Origin of the sequence: Bradyrhizobium sp. HKCCYLRH3097 (assembly GCF_051167875.1) — a bacterium.
Taxonomy (GTDB): domain Bacteria; phylum Pseudomonadota; class Alphaproteobacteria; order Rhizobiales; family Xanthobacteraceae; genus Bradyrhizobium.
This window is the reverse complement of the sequence record NZ_JBNPTX010000001.1, coordinates 226,088-239,972: the sequence shown is the minus strand read 5'-3', so window position 1 is coordinate 239,972 and position 13,885 is coordinate 226,088. Positions and strand designations below refer to the sequence as shown.

General features: G+C 66.8%; 15 protein-coding genes. 10 read left to right on the top strand and 5 right to left on the bottom strand.

Annotated elements, in window-relative coordinates:
* The first annotated feature begins 152 nt into the window (after positions 1-152).
* Genes rph through hemW form a run of 3 tightly spaced genes read left to right on the top strand, consistent with a single transcriptional unit; the run spans position 153 to position 2,651 of the window.
* Positions 153-866, top strand: coding sequence for a ribonuclease PH (gene rph / locus ACQR0U_RS01115; RefSeq protein WP_315750500.1), 714 nt, complete (start codon positions 153-155; stop codon positions 864-866).
* Positions 863-1,507 carry an RdgB/HAM1 family non-canonical purine NTP pyrophosphatase gene (gene rdgB, locus ACQR0U_RS01110; protein WP_315716821.1) on the top strand — a complete coding sequence of 215 codons (645 nt, stop codon included), beginning with the start codon at positions 863-865 and terminating at the stop codon, positions 1,505-1,507. The genes rph and rdgB overlap by 4 nt, the downstream gene beginning before the upstream one ends.
* Positions 1,494-2,651, top strand: a complete 1,158-nt coding sequence (hemW, locus tag ACQR0U_RS01105) for a radical SAM family heme chaperone HemW (protein ID WP_316203418.1) — start codon at positions 1,494-1,496, stop codon at positions 2,649-2,651. Before rdgB ends, hemW begins: the two co-directional genes overlap by 14 nt.
* A 13-nt stretch (positions 2,652-2,664) precedes the next feature.
* On the opposite strand, the gene ACQR0U_RS01100 is transcribed toward hemW, so the two are convergent.
* A complete protein-coding gene (locus tag ACQR0U_RS01100) occupies positions 2,665-3,873 on the bottom strand; it encodes a penicillin-binding protein activator (protein ID WP_316170007.1) in 1,209 nt (402 codons plus the stop codon).
* 300 nt (positions 3,874-4,173) lie between these two features.
* Here ACQR0U_RS01100 and rsmI point away from each other — a divergent pair, with 300 nt between their 5' ends.
* The 4 genes from rsmI (at position 4,174) to ACQR0U_RS01080 (ending at position 7,439) form a co-directional block, all read left to right on the top strand.
* A complete protein-coding gene (gene rsmI, locus ACQR0U_RS01095; RefSeq protein WP_434842471.1) occupies positions 4,174-5,133 on the top strand; it encodes a 16S rRNA (cytidine(1402)-2'-O)-methyltransferase in 960 nt (319 codons plus the stop codon).
* Positions 5,120-5,530: a YraN family protein gene (locus tag ACQR0U_RS01090; RefSeq protein ID WP_315716817.1), complete on the top strand. Its 411-nt coding sequence runs from the start codon at positions 5,120-5,122 to the stop codon at positions 5,528-5,530. Before rsmI ends, ACQR0U_RS01090 begins: the two co-directional genes overlap by 14 nt.
* A 33-nt stretch (positions 5,531-5,563) precedes the next feature.
* On the top strand, positions 5,564-6,505 hold the full coding sequence (gene gshB, locus ACQR0U_RS01085; protein WP_315716816.1) for a glutathione synthase: 942 nt from the start codon (positions 5,564-5,566) through the stop codon (positions 6,503-6,505).
* Between the two features lie 115 nt (positions 6,506-6,620).
* Positions 6,621-7,439, top strand: a complete 819-nt coding sequence (locus ACQR0U_RS01080) for an exodeoxyribonuclease III (RefSeq protein ID WP_434842470.1) — start codon at positions 6,621-6,623, stop codon at positions 7,437-7,439.
* A gap of 22 nt (positions 7,440-7,461) precedes the next feature.
* Here the strand turns inward: ACQR0U_RS01080 and ACQR0U_RS01075 are convergent, their stop codons facing one another.
* Together ACQR0U_RS01075 and ACQR0U_RS01070 are read right to left on the bottom strand one after the other, a co-directional pair.
* On the bottom strand, positions 7,462-7,905 hold the full coding sequence (locus ACQR0U_RS01075; protein ID WP_315716814.1) for a cyclic nucleotide-binding domain-containing protein: 444 nt from the start codon (positions 7,903-7,905) through the stop codon (positions 7,462-7,464).
* 66 nt (positions 7,906-7,971) lie between these two features.
* On the bottom strand, positions 7,972-8,658 hold the full coding sequence (locus ACQR0U_RS01070; protein WP_315716813.1) for a response regulator transcription factor: 687 nt from the start codon (positions 8,656-8,658) through the stop codon (positions 7,972-7,974).
* A 274-nt stretch (positions 8,659-8,932) separates the two neighbouring features.
* On the opposite strand from ACQR0U_RS01070, the gene ACQR0U_RS01065 reads away from it, so the two are divergent.
* The gene (locus ACQR0U_RS01065) at positions 8,933-9,454 is read left to right on the top strand and encodes a L,D-transpeptidase family protein (protein ID WP_315825687.1); all 522 of its coding nucleotides are present in this window, start codon (positions 8,933-8,935) and stop codon (positions 9,452-9,454) included.
* 23 nt (positions 9,455-9,477) lie between these two features.
* Positions 9,478-10,263 (top strand): 2-keto-4-pentenoate hydratase, encoded by a 786-nt coding sequence (locus tag ACQR0U_RS01060; protein ID WP_434842469.1) that lies wholly within the window; start codon positions 9,478-9,480, stop codon positions 10,261-10,263.
* A 24-nt stretch (positions 10,264-10,287) separates the two neighbouring features.
* On the opposite strand, the gene ACQR0U_RS01055 is transcribed toward ACQR0U_RS01060, so the two are convergent.
* Positions 10,288-10,974 carry a YggS family pyridoxal phosphate-dependent enzyme gene (locus tag ACQR0U_RS01055; RefSeq protein WP_316203417.1) on the bottom strand — a complete coding sequence of 229 codons (687 nt, stop codon included), beginning with the start codon at positions 10,972-10,974 and terminating at the stop codon, positions 10,288-10,290.
* A gap of 109 nt (positions 10,975-11,083) precedes the next feature.
* On the opposite strand from ACQR0U_RS01055, the gene ACQR0U_RS01050 reads away from it, so the two are divergent.
* Positions 11,084-12,781 (top strand): sensor domain-containing diguanylate cyclase, encoded by a 1,698-nt coding sequence (locus tag ACQR0U_RS01050; RefSeq protein WP_315825690.1) that lies wholly within the window; start codon positions 11,084-11,086, stop codon positions 12,779-12,781.
* 21 nt (positions 12,782-12,802) lie between these two features.
* Here the strand turns inward: ACQR0U_RS01050 and ACQR0U_RS01045 are convergent, their stop codons facing one another.
* The gene (locus tag ACQR0U_RS01045) at positions 12,803-13,789 is read right to left on the bottom strand and encodes a GGDEF domain-containing protein (protein WP_315825825.1); all 987 of its coding nucleotides are present in this window, start codon (positions 13,787-13,789) and stop codon (positions 12,803-12,805) included.
* Between the last annotated feature and the right edge of the window lie 96 nt (positions 13,790-13,885).

Genomic DNA, 13,885 nt, shown 5'->3' with positions numbered 1-13,885 from the left:
TCCCAGCTGCCTATAATGTGTCCATGCGGCGGCTCGGTGGCAAGCCGGTCGGCGCTCGCGGGCGAAGCCATGATAAACCCTTGCCGCTGCCGGTCCCGGCTCCTACAAGGCCGGTCAAAGTCGGTCTTTCGCGCGCTTTCACGGAGAGAATCATGCGGCCGAGCCGCCGTGCACCGGATGAACTGCGGGCCGTGAGCCTGGAACGCGGCGTCGTCAAATACGCCGAGGGCTCCTGCCTGGTGAAGTTCGGCGACACCCATGTCCTGGTCACCGCCACGCTCGAGGACCGGCTGCCGCCCTGGCTCAAGGGCCAGGGACGCGGCTGGATCACCGCCGAATACGGCATGCTGCCGCGCGCCACGCTGGAACGGACCCGGCGCGAGGCTTCCGCCGGCAAGCAGACCGGCCGCACCGTCGAGATCCAGCGCCTGATCGGCCGCTCGCTGCGCACCGCGATCGACCTGGAAGCGCTCGGCGAGCGCCAGATCACGGTCGATTGCGACGTGCTGCAGGCCGATGGCGGCACGCGCACGGCGTCGATCACCGGCGCCTGGGTGGCGCTGGCCGACTGCATCAAGTGGATGAAATCGCGCAACATGATCAAGACCGAGGTGCTGCGCGCCAACGTCGCCGCAATCTCATGCGGCATCTACAACGGCACGCCAGTGCTGGATCTCGACTACGCCGAGGACTCCGAGGCCGAGACCGACGCCAATTTCGTCATGACCGGCGACGGCCGCATCATCGAGGTGCAGGGCACGGCGGAGAAGACGCCGTTCACCGAGACCGAATTCCTGGCGCTGATGGCGCTCGCCCGCAAGGGCGTCGCGCGGCTGGTCGACCTGCAGAAGATGGCGGTCGCGTGAGCAGCCCGCACCGCAAGCTCACCGGTCGCATCATCATTGCGACCCACAATCCCGGCAAGCTTGCCGAGATGCGCGAGCTGCTCGCCCCCCATGGCGTCGAGGCGGTGTCGGCCGGCGATCTCGGCCTGGACGAGCCGGATGAGACCGGCGAGACCTTCCAGGCCAACGCCCGCATCAAGGCGGTCGCCGCGGCCAGAGCCGCGCAGCTTCCTGCCTTTGCCGACGATTCCGGCATCGTGGTTCATGCGCTCGATGGGGCGCCGGGGATCTATTCGGCGCGCTGGGCCGGACCGGACAAGGATTTCGCCGGCGCGATGACGCGCATCGAGCGCCTCCTGCAGGAGCGGGACGCGACTGGTGCCGACAAGCGCAGCGCCCATTTCGTCTCGGCGCTGTGCGTGGCGTGGCCGGACGGTCACGTCGAGGAGGTCGAGGCGCGGGTCGACGGCACCCTGGTCTGGCCGCCGCGTGGCACGGCGGGCTTCGGCTACGACCCGATGTTCCTGCCAGAGGGCCACGACCGGACCTTCGGCGAGATGACCAGCATCGAGAAACATGGCCTGCCGCCGCTCGGGCTCGGCCTGTCGCACCGGGCGCGCGCCTTCGTGAAACTCGCGGAGATCTGTCTTGAGCAGCGCTGACAGCGAAGCGTTCGGCGTCTATGTGCACTGGCCGTTCTGCCTGTCGAAATGTCCGTATTGCGACTTCAACAGCCACGTCCGGCATGCCGCCATCGATCAGGACCGCTTCGCCCGCGCCTTTGCGCAGGAGATCGCGACCACGGCCGCCCGCATTGGGCCGCGCACCGTCACGTCGATCTTTCTCGGCGGCGGCACCCCGTCGCTGATGCAGCCGCAAACGGTCGGCGCCATTCTCGACGCGATCGGCCGGCACTGGCACGTCGCTGGCGATGTCGAGGTGTCGCTCGAAGCCAACCCGACCAGCGTCGAGGCGACCCGCTTTGCCGGCTATCGCGCCGCCGGCGTCAACCGGGTCTCGCTCGGCGTCCAGGCGATGGACGATGCGTCGCTCAGGATGCTCGGCCGCCTGCACACCGCCGAAGAGGCGATGAAGGCGGTCGCGATCGCGCGCCATGCATTCGAGCGCTATTCGTTCGATCTGATCTACGCGCGGCCCGACCAGACGCCGGCGATGTGGACCGAGGAGCTGACGCGGGCGATCGGCGAGGCGGCTGAGCATTTGTCGCTGTATCAACTGACCATCGAGGAAGGCACGCCGTTCTTCGGCCTGCACGCCGCAGGCAAGCTGAAGACGCCGGACGAAGGCCTGGCGCGCACCTTGTACGACGTCACGCAGGAGATCTGTGGCCGTCACGGACTGCCGGCCTATGAGATTTCCAATCACGCCCGGCCCGGCGCGGAGTGCCGGCACAACCTCGTCTACTGGCGCGGCCACGAATATGCCGGCATCGGCCCGGGCGCCCATGGCCGCCTCGACATCGGCGGCATCAGGCACGCGACCGCGACCGACAAGCGGCCGGAGGCCTGGCTGATGCGGGTCGAGTCCAACGGTCATGGTGTGATGACCGACGACGAGCTCAACCGCGAGGAGCGCGCCGACGAATTCCTGCTGATGGGGCTGCGACTGGCCGAGGGCATCGACCCGCAGCGCTACGCAAGGATCTCCGGCCGCACGCTCGATCCGCGCCGCATCGCGCTGCTGCGCGAGGAGGGCGCGATCGCGGTCGATCCGGACGGGCGGCTGCGCGTGACCCAGGACGGCTTTCCGGTGCTCGACGCGGTCGTCGCCGACCTCGCCGCCTGAGAAGTGCTGCGACTCACGTCGCGCTGAAACTCTTCGGCGCGCCGGCGACCGCCTGTCCGCCACCCGAACCGACGCGCATCACCGCAAGCCCGCGCTCATTGGTGCCGTCGCTGCGGAACCGGAACAGCCCGTCGATGCCGGCGAAGCCGGATGCATTGGTCAGGACGTCGGGCGCGAAACGCTGGTTGCCCTGGGTGCGCGCCAGCGCGGCCACGAGCGCCACCGCATCATAGGCGAGGGTCGCCGTACGTACGGGATCGCCGCCGAATCGCGTCCGGTAGCGGCCGGCAAAGGCGCGGAAGCCGGAGGGATCCGGCGCGGCATAGAGGCCGCCCTGCAGGCTGGCGCTGGCATAGACGCGCGGATTGTCCCACAGCCCTGTGCCGAGCAACTGGATGTTGCGCAGATTGGCGCCGGCAGCGGTCAGCGCATCGGCCGTCGCCGCGACCGATTCGCCGTCATCGGCCAGCAGCAGCGCATCGGCGCCGCCGAGCGCCTGCGCCACCGTGCGCGCAGGCCCGTTGCGGTCGCCGGAATATTTCTCGAATGCCACGATGCGTCCGCCGCGGCGGCTGACCGCGGTCTTGAACGCCCCCTCGACGACGGTGCCGTAGGCATTGTCGGGCAGCAGCGCCGCGAACGAGCGTTTGCCGACGCTGGCGGAATATTCGACGATGCGGCTGGCATCGGACTCCGGCAGGAAGCTGAGCAGATAGACGCCGCGCCCCGCCACGCTCGAATCGGTCGAGAAGGCGATGACCGAGATGTTGCGCGCGCGCGCCACCTGGGCCGTCGCCGGCACCGAGCCCGCGAACAGGGGGCCGAGGATGATCTCGGCGCCTTCGTCGCAGGCCTGTTGCGCGCCCTGCTGCGCCCCTTGCGGGCTGCCGGCGTCGTCCTTGATCAGGAGCTGGATGTTGGGGTTCTGAAACTCGGCCAGCGCCATCTCGGCGGCGTTCTTCATCGATTGCGCGGCGACGCCGGCATTGCCCGACGCCGACAGCGGCAGAATCAGCCCGACCTTGACCTGGCCGTTGCCGGCCACCGCCGGTTGCTGCGGCGGTCCCGCCGGCGCGGTCGGCTGCTCGAACGGATTGAAGCCCTGCTGGACGTTGGAGCACGCCGACAGCAGCGGCGCGCCGACGATCAGGCCCAGCGCCGTTCGCCGGGCGACCCCATGGGGTCCCGGACCGAGAGAGTTGGGATGACGCGGGCCCACCATGGCATCTCTTCGTTCGGCCGAGTCCGGCCAGAAGTTCCCCAAACGCACGTCCCGCAGGCCGTGCAGATTCACTCATATTGTCGACGAATAGTTAAGCAAAACAAAAGGCTGTCAGCGCCACACAGCCGATCAATTCGACGTTTTGCACGGCCTATCCCCTGCTCGTACACACCCTCATCGAGGTGCAGCTTCGAACTTGAAGCTGCGATGAACGGCACCCCCCTGCCGATCGGCACTTCAAAATCGCTGCGTGGCTGTTCCCCTGTGGCAATCCCGCGGCAGGCCCTTTAAATTACCTCGATGGGCGCGAAGGCAATCCCCAAGACGTCGCCGGACGACGGCAAATCTTCCACCACGTCGACCTATCTGGTGGCGGGGCAGATCGTTGCGGCGCCCAAGGCGCGGCCTGGATTGCATCTGGTGGCGACCCCGATCGGCAATCTCGGCGACATCACGCTGCGCGCGCTGGAAACCCTGGCCGGCTCCGACCTCATCTTGTGCGAGGACACGCGAATCACGCGGCGCCTGACCGAGCGCTACGGCCTCAGCGCGGAACTCGCAGCCTATCATGAGCACAATGCCGAAGCCGTCAGACCCAGGATCCTGCAGCGCCTCGCCGAAGGCGCGGCCATCGCGCTGGTGTCGGACGCCGGCACGCCGCTGATCTCCGATCCCGGCTACAAGCTGGTGCGCGAGGCGTGTGAGGCCGGGCATGCCGTCACCGCGCTGCCGGGACCTTCCGCCCTGCTCGCGGCGCTGAGCGTGGCCGCGCTGCCGACCGACCGTTTCTTCTTCGAGGGGTTCCTGCCGGCCAGGCAGCAGGCGCGGCGTACGCGGCTGTCCGAGCTCGCGCGGATCGACGCGACGCTGGTCCTGTTCGAAGCCGGCAGCCGGGTGCAGGAGACGCTGGCCGACCTCGCCGATGCCATGGCGGGACGCCAGGCCGCGATCTGCCGCGAGCTCACCAAGCTGCACGAGGAGGTGCTGCGCGGCGCCATCGGCGATCTCGCTGCGGAGGCCGGCGATCTCGAAACGCGCGGCGAGTTCGTGCTGGTGATCGGTCCGCCGCCGCGCGGCGCCGGGGTGCTGACGCCGGATGCGCTCGACGCCGTGTTGAAGGATCTGCTGCAGCGGTCGAGCGTCAAGGATGCCGTGATGCATGCCGTCGAGCTGTCCGGCCGGCCGCGCCGCGAAGTCTATGCGCGCGCGCTCGAGCTGGTGAAGGACGTGCGGTCAGGGTCGGCCGATGGCGAAGACTGAGCGCGTCTCCCCTGACAAGCCGGCGAAGACGGCGGCACCCGAACGCGTCGCCGCCTTCCGCACCGGGTTATCGGCGGAAGCCCGCGCCGCAGCGCTGCTGATCGCCAAGGGCTATCGCATCCTCGCCAAACGCTTCCGCACGCCCCAAGGCGAGATCGACATCATCGCGCGCAGGCGCGGCCTGGTCGCCTTCGTCGAGGTCAAGGCGCGTGCCTCGCTCGACGATGCCGCCTATGCGGTGACGCCGCGCCAGCAGCAGCGCATCATCGATGCCGCGCAGGCCTGGTTGATGGCGCATCCCGACCATGCCGAATTGGAGCTGCGCTTCGACGCGATTCTGGTTGCGCCGCGCAGCCTGCCGCGCCATCTGGTAGCGGCGTTCGACGCCAGCACCTGACATGAACTGATTGCAGAGAGCAGGGACCTGCCCATGAAACTGAACGTCGCCGTCCAGATGGACCCCATCGCGCGCATCAACATCCGCGGCGACTCGACCTTCGCGATGCTGCTCGAAGCGCAGCGGCGCGGCCATGGCCTGTGTTACTATACGCCCGACAAGCTGTCGCTGCGCGGCGGCGAGCTCTATGCGCCGGTGCAGGCGCTGACGGTGCGCGACCAGGTCGGCGACCATTTCACGCTCGGCGAACCGAAACCGACCGCGCTGACATCCTTTGATGTCGTGCTGCTGCGGCAGGATCCGCCGTTCGATCTCGCCTACATCACCTCGACGCATTTCCTCGAGCGCATCCATCCGAAGACGCTGGTGGTCAATGATCCCGCAAGCGTCCGCAACGCGCCGGAAAAGCTGTTCGTGATGAACTTCCCGCAACTGATGCCGCCGACCTTGATCTCGCGCGATCTCGACGAGATCAACGCCTTCCGCGATCAGCACGGCGCTGTCGTGATGAAGCCGCTGCATGGCCATGGTGGCGCGGCGGTGTTTCGGGTGATGCCGCAGGATATGAATTTCGGCTCGCTGTTCGACATGTTCTCGGTCACGTTCAAGGAGCCCTGGGTGATCCAGCGCTTCCTCCCCGAGGTGAAGCACGGCGACAAGCGCATCATCCTGGTCGACGGCGAGTTCGCCGGCGCCGTCAACCGCGTACCGGCAGCAGACGATCTGCGCTCCAACATGGTGCGCGGCGGCGCCGCGCAGGCCACCGATCTCAGCGCACGCGAGCGCGAGATCTGCGACACGCTCGGTCCGGAATTGCGCGCGCGCGGCCTGCTGCTGGTCGGTATCGATGTGATCGACGGCAACCTCACCGAGATCAACGTGACGTCGCCGACCGGCATCCGCGCGATCTCGCGGCTCGGCGGACCCGACATCGCCGCCCGCGTATGGGACGTCATCGAGAGCAAACGGCGCTGATCAGGCGCCGTCCCACATGGCTGGGGATAACGCCAATCAACGCGGTCAGTCCGATGCGTCGGAGGCGAGGCGGAGTCGCTGACATCGCCGCAATTCATGGTATGACGCGGGTCTCATGCGTCTCGTCCTGACCACCTGGAACATCAACTCGGTGCGCCTGCGCATCGACCTCGTCGCCAAGCTCATCAAGCAGGTCAGGCCCGATGTGCTGTGCCTGCAGGAGACCAAGTGCATCGACGACGCCTTTCCGCTGAAGCGCTTCAAGCGGCTCGGCTATGAGCACGTCGCGCTGAACGGGCAGAAGGGCTATCACGGCGTCGCCGTGATCTCGAAATGGCCGTTCGAGGAGACCAACGTCCGCACCTTCTGCGACAAGGTGGATTCGCGCCACATCACGGTGGCGTTCGGCGAAAAGGCGCAGCTCGCGCAGCCGCTGGTGCTGCACAATTTCTATGTGCCCGCAGGCGGCGACATTCCCGACCCCGCGCTCAATCCGAAATTCGAGCACAAGCTGCAATTCCTCGACGAAATGAAGGCGTGCGAGCCGCTGCATCCACGCGGCGACGACCGGCATATCCTGGTCGGCGATCTCAACGTCGCGCCGCATGAGCACGATGTCTGGTCGCACAAGCAGCTCCTGAAGGTGGTGTCGCACACGCCGATCGAATGTGAAAAGCTGTTGGCGGCGCAGACCCATGGCGAATGGGTCGATGTCGCCCGCGAGCGCATCCCGATGTCGGAGAAGGCCTACACCTGGTGGAGCTACCGCGCGGCCGACTGGACCGTCGGCGATCGCGGCCGAAGGCTCGACCACATCTGGGTGTCAAGCGCACTGAAGGACCGGGTCAGCGACTTCAGGATCCTGCGCGACGCCCGCAGCTGGGAGCGGCCGTCGGATCACGTGCCGGTCACGGTGACTCTGGACGTGTCGTAGCAGACCCGCGCGGTCACGAAGATCACGACGTGAGCTTGGCCCCGGCCGCCATGATGTCGTTGGCGATTCGGCTGGCGCGGTGGGCGAACTCGTCGCGCAGCCGGCGCGCCGCCTTGGCGTCGCTTTCCAGCACACGCTGAAACAGGCTGCGCGAGATCCGCACCACGGTCGAATATTCCAGGGCCGTCGCGGTCGCCGGGCGCCGCATCTCGACCAGCAGCGCCAGCTCGCCGATCAGCATGGTCGGCGTGGCGACGATCTCGGCACCGACCTCGTCGCTGATGCGCAACGACCCGCGCTGCACGACATAGCCGCAATCGGCGGTGTCCCCCTCGCGGAACAGGGTCTCTCCGCTCTGGATGTTACGCTGCTCGGAGCCGATGGCAATCATGCGCAGCGAGTCGCTTCCCAGCAGGCGCAATGTTGGGACGCGCTCCAATAGCGCAATATCGTCTTCGATCGACATCAAGGGCCCGGGGAAGGCTGAATGGAACCAATATCATAAATGGCGAAACCGCCATCCCCGAACCTATCACGGTACCAACTTGTAGCCACCGGCCTCCGTCACCAGAATCTCCGGATTCGCGGCATCTTTCTCGATCTTCTGCCGCAGACGGTAAATGTGCGTTTCCAGCGTGTGGGTGGTGACGCCGGAATTGTAGCCCCAGACCTCCTGCAGCAGGGTCTCGCGCGACACCGGCTGCTGGCCGGCGCGGTACAGGAAGCGCAGGATCGCCGTTTCCTTCTCCGTCAGGCGGACCTTGCGGGCGTTGGCGCCGGTCAGCATCTTCGAGCCCGGCCGGAAGCTGTAGGGGCCGACCGAGAACACCGCGTCCTCGCTGGCCTCGTGCTGGCGAAGCTGGGCCCGGATGCGGGCCAGCAGCACGGCGAAGCGGAAGGGCTTGGCGACATAGTCGTTGGCGCCGGATTCGAGCCCGAGAATCGTGTCCGAATCGGTATCGTGCCCGGTCAGCATGATGATCGGCGCCTTGAAGCCGCCCTTGCGCAGGGACCGCACCACTTCGCGGCCATCGGTGTCGGGCAGGCCGACGTCCATCAGAACCAGGTCGGGTGAATTGGCCTTTGCGGCGGTGGCGCCTTTGGCGCCGGTATCGACGGCCTGGGCTTCGAACTCGTCATGCAGCGAGAGCTGCTCCATCAGGGCATCGCGCAGATCGGTGTCGTCATCCACGATCAGGATCTTGCGGGCATTGGCCATTGTACAATCCTCTAGGTGGCGCCGGCGGGATCGGATGGGTGGCGCCGTCAACGGTGGGCAAACAGGCTCATCAGCCCTGTTCCGTCTTGAAGTAGGGGGCTGTTACCGATTCACAAGCGCCCGGGACTCTACTCCAGAATTGAGCAGGGATTGAGATGATTGTCCTGTTCGACCCTCGCGGCGGACCATTTGCCGACATTAAGGCAATTACCGGGCAATCCATGGCAATGAAAAGGCACGTTGTTTCATGTCGTTAGCGAAGGTGAAGCCTGGCATGCCAGCATCGCGGATCTCGATTCGCACCAAAGCCGGGTCGCGGCAGCGCGGCTGGCTCCATGTCTGGGGCCATGTCATTCCGGTGGCGCTCGGGCGCGGCGGCGTCCTGGCCAACAAGCGCGAGGGAGATGGCGGCACCCCCCGAGGGACCTTCCGGCCCCGGCGGCTGTGGTGGCGGGCCGATCGTCATTCGCGTCCGCGCACCTTTCTGCCGATCCGGCCGATTGGCCCGGAGGATGCGTGGTGCGAGGACCCGGCCGACCGGCACTACAACCAGGCGATCCGGCTGCACGGCGACCATCCCGGAGACCGGCTGGCGCGCCAGGACCATCTGTACGATTTCATCATCGAGATCGACCACAACACGCGGCCGCGGATCGCGGGCCGCGGCAGCGCCGTGTTCCTGCATCTGGCGCGGCCGAATTTCGGCCCGACCGCAGGCTGCGTGGCCATGACCCGGCCGGCGATGCTGCGTCTGTTGCAAAGAATCGGTCCGCGCACCAGAATCGTCATCGAATGAGAAGCGAGTTGGGGGAGGACGTCATGCGCGCACCGGATCAGCCAGCCAGCGCCGCTGGCATCCTGCGCCAGCATTGGAGCGAAGGCAGCAAGCTGGCAGAGCTGCCGACTGAGCTGCGTCCGAGAGATCGCGCCGAAGGCTATGCCATCCAGGCCGAGCTCGAGCGCCACTCGCCCAAGCCATTATTTGGCTGGAAGATTGCGGCGACCAGCGAGGCCGGCCAGCGCCATATCAATGTCGCCGGTCCGATGGCCGGGCGGATCCTGGCCGAAACGGTGCTGCCGGTCGGCGGCACCGCGTCGATGGCCGGCAACGCGATGCGGGTCGCCGAGCCGGAATTCGCGTTCCGCCTCGGACGCGATCTGCCGCCCAGACCGACACCTTATGATGTCGCGGAGGTGCTGGCCGCGGTCGACACGCTGCACCCCGCGATCGAAATTCCCGATTCGCGGTTCGCCGACTTCGTCAGCGCCGGCGAGGCGCAACTGATCGCCGACAATGCCTGCGCGCATCTGTTCGTGCTGGGCGAGGCCAGCACCGCCGACTGGCGCGGCCGCGACCTGACCGCGGAGCGGCCGCGCATCGCGCTGCGTGGCGAGACCTTCATCGGCCACGGCCGCAACGTGCTCGGTGATCCGCTGATAGCGCTGGCCTGGCTGGTCAACGAGCTCAGCGCGCTCGGCGTGCCCGCGCGGGCAGGGCAGGTGGTCACGACCGGCACCTGTCATCCGCCGCTGCCGATCGGCAGCGGGGACCACATGGAGGCCGATTTCGGCGATCTGGGGCAGGTATCGGTGCGGTTCGAGTAGGGAGCGGCCGCGACCGCGCCCCCTTCAGCGATGCCCGAAGATCGCCGAGCCGACCCGGACATGCGTGGCGCCGAACTGGATGGCGGTGGCGAAATCGGCGCTCATGCCCATCGACAGATGCGCGAGGCCGTTGCGGGCGGCGATCTTGGCGGTCAGCGCGAAATGCGGCCCCGGTGCTTCGTCGACCGGCGGAATGCACATCAGCCCTGAAATCGCGAGCCCGTAATCCGTGCGGCAGGCGGCGATGAAGGCGTCGGCCTCGCCGGGCGCGATGCCCGCCTTCTGCGGCTCCTCGCCGGTATTGATCTGGACGAACAGCTGCGGATGCCGGCCCTGGGCGGATATCTCCTTGGCAAGCGCCACGCACAGGCTTGGCCGGTCCACCGAATGGATGGCGTCGAACAGCGCGACCGCCTCCTTGGCCTTGTTGGATTGCAGCGGCCCGATCAGGTGCAATGCGAGCCCCGGATGCGCGGCCATCAGCGGCGGCCACTTGGCTTTGGCTTCCTGAACGCGATTTTCACCGAACACGCGCTGTCCGGCCGCGATCACCGGCTCGATCGCGTCGGCATCGAAGGTCTTCGACACAGCGATCAGCGTGACCGAGCCGCGATCGCGTTTGGCGTCGCGGCAGGCGCGCAGAATCTCCTGCTCGACGGCGGCGAGCGCGGACGGCGAGGACGAGGTTGAGGCGTTCGATTCATCAGGCACGATGGCGTCCGTCGGTAGATTTACGGGTTTGGCTGCAATTTTACAGAGTTCGAGAAAGGGTTCTTGAGCCCTTCTCCTTACCCTTCACGGCCGGGGGTAGGGGGAAGAAATGCCAAGCATCCGGTTCAATCGCAATAGAGTGAAGCTGAACCGGCTGATGGGGATCCGCGCCCGGCTGGCGCTGCTCGCCCTGATCCTGGTCGCGCCGCTGATGCTGGAACGCGCGCGCTCGCTGGAAAGCGCCAGGACAAGGCAGATCGCACTCGCATCGGAGGAATTCTCCGGCCTCGCCCGGCAAAGCGCCGACATGCAGCGCGAGGTCATCATGTCGGTGGAGACGGTGCTGAAGTCGACGGCCTATGTCCGGGCGTCGAGCACCGGCGTGAGCCGCAGCTGCGACATGATGCGCGCCAGCCTGCCGGCGACCCTGCCGTGGATCCGCACCCTGATGATCGCCGGCCGCGACGGCCGCATCCAGTGCTCGACCAACAACCAATATGTCGGGCTCGATTTCAGCGACCGGCCATATTTCCGTGGCGCCCAGGAATCACGTGATTTCGTGTTCAGCGACTACCTGCTGTCGAAGCCGTCGCACGTGCCGATCGTCATGGCCGCCTATCCGGTCGGCGCGATCACCGGCGAGCCGGACGCGGTGATGCTGGCGAGCGTGAACCTGGAATGGATGTCCAAGATCATGAACAATCTTGGCGGCCGCCCCGGCATCACGGCGGTGCTGGTCGACAGCGAAGGAACCGTGCTGGCGGCGCCCGCCGACCGCAACGAGCTGATCGGCCGGCCGCTCGACAGCGTACCGTTGTTGTCGGCCGTTGCCGAGACCGCCCTGAGTTCGGGGAAGCCGAGCGAGACGATGAGTTTCACGGCGGCGGATGGTTCTAAGCGCGCGATCACCTTCACTCGGATCGCCGACACCGGATCGCGGCTGATCGTCAGCATCGATGAGACCCGCGTCACCGCCGCCATCGACCGCGAGATCCGCAACGCCTATCTGCAGGCTGGCCTCGTCTGCCTGATCGTGCTGCTCGGCGCGCTGATCGCCGCCGAGAAGCTGATCGTGAAGCCCGTCAGCATGCTCGCCGCGACCGCCAAGCGCTTCGGCCACGGCCACTGGTCGGCGCGCGTCACCACCAAGCATCTGCCGTCGGAGTTCGTTCCGCTGGCAAAGTCCTTCAATGCGATGGCCGCCAAGCTCGGCCAGCGCGAGCGCGAGCTGGTCGCCGCCAATGACCGGCTGACGGTGATGGCGTCGATCGACATGCTCTCGGGCCTCGCCAACCGCCGCGGCTTCCAGAACCGCATCGACGTCGAATGGAGCCGCGCGCAGCAGGCCGGCACCGAGCTGTCGCTGCTGATGATCGACGTCGACCACTTCAAGCTCTACAACGACACCTATGGGCACCCTGAGGGTGACGCCTGCCTGTCACGTCTCGGCGAGACGCTGTCGCAGATCGCCGGCGCCATGACGGCTTTCGCCGGCCGCTATGGCGGTGAGGAGTTCTGCCTGTTGTTGCCGGGCATGGGCGCCAGAGAGGCGCTCGCGGTCGGCGAGCAGGTGCGCGCCACGGTGCTGGAGCTCGAGCTGCCGCACGCGACGTCGGCGCATCGGTGCGTCACCGTGAGCGTCGGTGTCGCCTCGACCCGGCCGAACGAGTCGCTGATGCCCTCCGACCTGATCGAAGCCGCCGATGCCGCGCTCTATGCGGCCAAGCATCGCGGCCGCAACACGGTCATCGCGCATGGCTTCGCGGATGTCGCGGATGTCAGGAGCGGCGTGGCACGCGCAGGATAGGGCTGCGGCTGCGGCCTGCGATCAGCCGACCGCGAGCTTCTGGTCGAGCTCGAGCTCGGTGACCACGCGGTTGCGGCCGAGCTTCTTGGCGAGATACAGCGAGCGGTCGCAACGGTCGATCAGATCAGCCATCGATTCGCCGAACTGGAACTGGCCGACGCCGATCGACACCGTGATCTGCGGCAACACCTCGCCGGTCGAGCGCCGCGTGAACTGACAATCGGCGATGGTGCGCCGGATGCGCTCGGCGATGACAGTACAACCTTCGAGGTCGGTCTGCGGCAGCACCGCGATCAGTTCCTCGCCGCCGTAGCGTGCGGGAAGATCCTTGTCGCGGACGCGCTCGCGCAATGCCTTGGCGACAAGGCGCAGCACCTGATCGCCGACGCCATGGCCGTAATTGTCGTTGAACTTCTTGAAGTGGTCGACGTCGATCAGGAGAACGCTGAGCGGTTCGTCGCGCTCCATCGCCTCGACCTGCGCATGGCGGAAGAACTCTTCGAGCGCGCGCCGGTTCGGCAATCCGGTCAGCGTGTCCGTGCGTGCGCGCTGCTCCGACTTGTTGAGCGAGTCTCGGATGGTGTCGAGCTCGCGTGACTTCTCGGCAAAGCTCGCTTCGAGTTTCGCCGCACGCGCTGTCGCCTGGGCGAGCTCACTGACCAGGTTCTCGATCAGGATCTTCGGATCGACGCCCTGCTCGCTGCGTTCGGCGACGCCATCGATCGCCGCCATGTGCGTGCGGTTGTCGGCGATCGCGGCCGTCAGATACTGCTTGGCGGAGTCCATCACGCCATGCAACTGCTGCGAGACTTTGTGGACGACAGCCGCTTCCGTACCCTGCTGGCCGATGTACGTGTCGAACAGCGCCTGGTTGGTGGTCTTGTCGAACTTGCGCTTGTTGCTGACCAGGATGTCGACGGCGCGCTTGAGATCCGACGCCGAGCCCAGTGAGTACTTGAACCACAGATGGAAGTTGTTAGGCGTCGGTGGCACGCGCTGTTGAGCCATGGATTTCATGGCCTTTTCCGCGACCGTCGTCGCGTACTCGAAGTCAAGCTCGTCGAACGTAGCGCCGGACACGATGTGGAGTGATCCCAGATGCGG